General features: G+C 70.4%; 5 protein-coding genes and 1 tRNA gene. 4 read left to right on the forward strand and 2 right to left on the reverse strand.

The window, feature by feature from the left end; translation table 11 throughout:
* A partial coding sequence (locus VB737_RS15540) for a photosynthetic reaction center family protein (protein ID WP_500314281.1) occupies positions 1-523 on the reverse strand: 523 nt, incomplete at its 3' end.
* A 178-nt stretch (positions 524-701) separates the two neighbouring features.
* On the opposite strand from VB737_RS15540, the gene VB737_RS15545 reads away from it, so the two are divergent.
* The 4 genes from VB737_RS15545 to VB737_RS15560 all read left to right on the forward strand — a co-directional run bounded on the left by VB737_RS15545 (position 702) and on the right by VB737_RS15560 (position 2,780).
* The gene (locus tag VB737_RS15545; protein ID WP_500314282.1) at positions 702-965 is read left to right on the forward strand and encodes a UPF0367 protein family; all 264 of its coding nucleotides are present in this window, start codon (positions 702-704) and stop codon (positions 963-965) included.
* Entirely contained in the window at positions 962-1,672 is a 711-nt protein-coding gene (locus VB737_RS15550) for an ABC transporter ATP-binding protein (RefSeq protein WP_500314284.1), read from the forward strand. The genes VB737_RS15545 and VB737_RS15550 overlap by 4 nt, the downstream gene beginning before the upstream one ends.
* Positions 1,673-1,702: 30 nt before the next feature.
* Positions 1,703-1,774, forward strand: a tRNA-Asn gene (locus VB737_RS15555).
* A 208-nt stretch (positions 1,775-1,982) separates the two neighbouring features.
* Positions 1,983-2,780 (forward strand): response regulator transcription factor, encoded by a 798-nt coding sequence (locus tag VB737_RS15560; protein WP_500314286.1) that lies wholly within the window; start codon positions 1,983-1,985, stop codon positions 2,778-2,780.
* A 25-nt stretch (positions 2,781-2,805) separates the two neighbouring features.
* Here VB737_RS15560 and VB737_RS15565 read toward each other — a convergent pair.
* On the reverse strand, positions 2,806-3,674 hold an 869-nt coding region (locus VB737_RS15565), incomplete at its 5' end, for a DNA polymerase III delta subunit-related protein (protein ID WP_500314288.1).

The raw sequence follows: 3,674 nt of genomic DNA on the forward strand, positions 1-3,674 counted from the left end.
CCCCGAAGGACGGCGCGAAGAACCAGCTGCTCTGACCCAGGGGGTACATCAGGAAGACACTGACGAACACCGCGATCGGGCCGGAGAAGGCGATGGCGTTGTAGGGACGGATGCCGACGAGACGGGCAATCTCGAACTGGCGCAGCATGAAGCCGATCAGGGCGAAGGCGCCGTGCAGGGCCACGAAGGGCCAGAGGCCGCCGAGCTGGATCCAGCGGACGAAGTCACCCTGGGCTTCCGGGCCCCAGAGCAGCAGGAGGCTGTGCCCCATGGCATCCGCCGGGGTGCTGACGGCGGCGGTGAGGAAGTTGCACCCCTCCAGGTAGCTGCTGGCAATGCCGTGGGTGTACCAGGAGGTGGCGAAGGTGGTGCCGGTGAGCCAGCCGCCCAGGGCCAGATAGGCCGTGGGGAACAGCAGCAGACCAGACCACCCCACGAAAACGAAGCGGTCGCGCTTGAGCCAGTCGTCGAGGACGTCGAACCATCCACGGGTGGCAGGGGCGCGCCCCAGGGCGATCGTCATGGGAGGTGCTTCACGAAGCTTTACAAGCCGACTTTAAAAGAGAACGCCCTTTCTGTGCGGCCGAGCGGGCCGTGACCCCGAGGGAATGAGTACATCTACCCACCCCTCCCCGCCGGCCGACGATTCGCCAGAGTGGCTGGCAGCCCTCCCGCCGTCCCGGCCCCCAGCCCCCTCCACCATGTACGTCGTCGAGATCTCCCTCCGGCTCAGCCCCATGCCCGTTGCCGTCCAGCGCAAGGAGCTGGAGGCGGCCCAGGCCCTGTACGGGGACGTGCGCCAGGCGCTCGAGAGCGGGCACCCCAAGGTGCTCGAGCTCACCTGTGAGAAGGACGAGCAGAAGCGCGTCAGTCTGCTGAGCGGCGAGATCGTCGCCGTGCAGATTTATGAGAAGTCCTCCGTCGCCGGCGGCGGCAAGCGTCCCGGCTTCAGCTTCGAGCCTTGAGCGCATCGGCGACCTCGGGGGCGCTCGAGCCGCCCCTGCAGATCGAGGGGCTCCGCTTCGGCTGGGGGGAAGGTGCCCCTGCCCTGCGGGACTGCCGGCTGCAGATTCCAGGGCCGGGCCTCTGGATGCTCGTCGGCAGCAACGGCAGCGGCAAGAGCACCCTGCTGCGCCTGATCGCCGGCCTGCTCACGCCGACGGCCGGCCACATCACCTGCCAGGGCCGACCGGCCCTGGTGTTCCAGAACCCCGATCACCAGCTGCTGCTGCCCAGCTGCGGCAGCGACCTGCAGCTGGCCCTCCCCGAGGGACTCGACGACGGCGCCCGTGCCGAGCGGGTGGCGTCAGCCCTGGCCCAGGTGGGCCTGGCGGGCCTGCAGCAGCGCCCCATCCACACCCTGAGCGGTGGCCAGAAGCAGCGGCTGGCGATCGCCGGGGCCCTGGCCAGCGCCGCGACGCTGCTGCTGCTCGATGAACCCACCGCCCTGCTGGATCCGGACAGCCAGAAGGAGGTGCTGGAGCTGATCCATCGGCTCTGCCACCGGAGCCCGTCCCCCCTCACCGCGCTGTGGATCACCCATCGTCTCGAGGAACTGGCGTGCTGCGACGGGGCCGCCCGCATGGAAGGTGGTGCCATCGGCCCCTGGCAGAGCGGCGAAAGCCTGCGCCGATCTCTGGCCCCCTTGCCCCCCGGCGGGGCCGAAAGGTAAGGTCTTCAAATCCCGGTCCGCCGGGTGTTTTCCTCGGTAGCTCAGTGGTAGAGCGGTCGGCTGTTAACCGATTGGTCGCAGGTTCGAATCCCGCCCGGGGAGTTTTTCATCCGCCCGATGCTGGGCTCCCTTCCACCGGCCATGGCGGTCGGGGTCGGGGTGCTGATCGGGGCCCGCACCACCGGCCGGGGGCCCCACCTGCACCCTGGCCCCTGCAGCCCTCCCGCAAATCCGCGACACTGAACGCCTCCGTGCCCGTGCTCTCCCCGCAGGCACCACGACGACACGCCTCGCCACGCCTCAAACACCCATGAAGCCCTCCATCCTGCTCATCGAAGATGACGGCGACATGCTCGATCTCGTCGCCGGACATCTCGAGCACGGCGGCTTCGATGTCCAGAGGGCCGCGGACGGCATCAAGGGCCAGGCCCTCGCCGTTCAGTACTCCCCCGATGTGATCCTCCTCGACCTCATGCTCCCCAAGGTCGACGGTCTCACCCTCTGTCAGCGCCTTCGGCGCGACGAGCGCACCGCCAAGATCCCCATCCTCATGCTCACCGCCCTCGGCAGCACCAAGGACAAGGTCAGCGGCTTCAACTCCGGCGCCGACGACTACCTCACCAAGCCCTTCGATCTCGAGGAGCTCATGGTCAGGGTCAAGGCCCTGCTCCGCCGCAGTGAGCGCGCTCCCCTCTCCGCCAAGCACAACGAGATCCTCAGTTTCAGCTCGCTCACCCTCGTCCCCGAGCGCTTCGAGGCCATCTGGTTCGATGCCCCCGTACGCCTCACCCACACCGAGTTCGAGCTCCTCCACTGCCTCCTCCAGCGCCACGGCCAGACCGTCGCCCCTTCCCTCATCCTCAAGGAGGTCTGGGGATATGAACCCGACGACGACATCGAGACCATCCGCGTCCACATCCGCCACCTCCGCACCAAGCTGGAGCCCGATCCCCGTAAACCCCGCTTCATCAAGACCGTCTACGGCGCCGGCTACTGCCTCGAGCTGCCCCCCACCGATCAGATCGAACCCCTCGGCGCCGCCATCCGCTCCGCCAGGGAGGCCAGGCTCGCCGCGGTGACAAAGCCGGGCGAAGGGGCGGTGGCCTGAGGAAGGCCGTCGGGCCTCCGCCCCCTCAGCCGCCCAGGTCGAGCAGGGCCACCTCCCAGGCCAGCCGGGGCTGCACGTAGGCCAGCAGGTGGCTGCGCAGCTGCTCGATGCGCCGCAGGGGTGCCGGCTCCAGGCGCCGCCTCCAGAGGTGCAGCTGCCACCAGTCGATCAGCCAGAGCTGCTGCTCGCCATCGAGGGCCTCGCTGAGGTCGCGGGCCAGGCCCAGGGCCTCCATCGGCTCCCGGCCCAGGGCCAGCAAGCGGTCCGCCAGGCCCGCCGGCAGCCCCTGCCAGACCCGCCGGTGGCGCAGCAGGGCCCCGGGGGAGCCGGCGGCCAGCTCGAGCAGCTCGGGGGGATCGGTCACGGCCGGCTGCGATGTCCCCTCCCCAGCCCCCTCCGGCGCCGGCAGGCCCGCCAGCACCTGGCGCACCAGGGCGGGGGCCAGGCGCGCGAAGGGGATGGCCTGGCAGCGGGAGCGGATGGTGCTCAGCAGCCGGTCCGGCGTTGCCGTGAGCAGGATCAGCAGACCATGGCCCGGTTCCTCGAGGGTCTTGAGCAGGGCATTGGCGGCCGCTTCGGCCATCGCCTCGACCGTCTCCAGCACCACCAGGCAGCGCTCCCCCTCCACCGGACGGCGGGCCAGGAAACGGGTCACTTCCCGCACCTGCTCCAGGCGCAGCTGGGGGGGGCTGCGGCGGCTGAGGCCCTGGGCCTCGGCCTCGGAGGCCGTCACCAGCCGGCCCTGGTGCAGGTGGGTGGGCTCCACCCAGAGCAGATCGGGGTGGTTGCCCTCCGCCAGGCGTCGCCGCAGTGGCACCGATCCGGCGGTGCCACCGGCAAGCACCCCCTCGAGCAGGCGCAGGGCCGCCAGCCGGCGGCCCACCCCCTCGGGCC

It is taken from the genome of Synechococcus sp. BA-120 BA3, assembly GCF_034931285.1.
Classification (GTDB): Bacteria; Cyanobacteriota; Cyanobacteriia; order PCC-6307; family Cyanobiaceae; genus Cyanobium.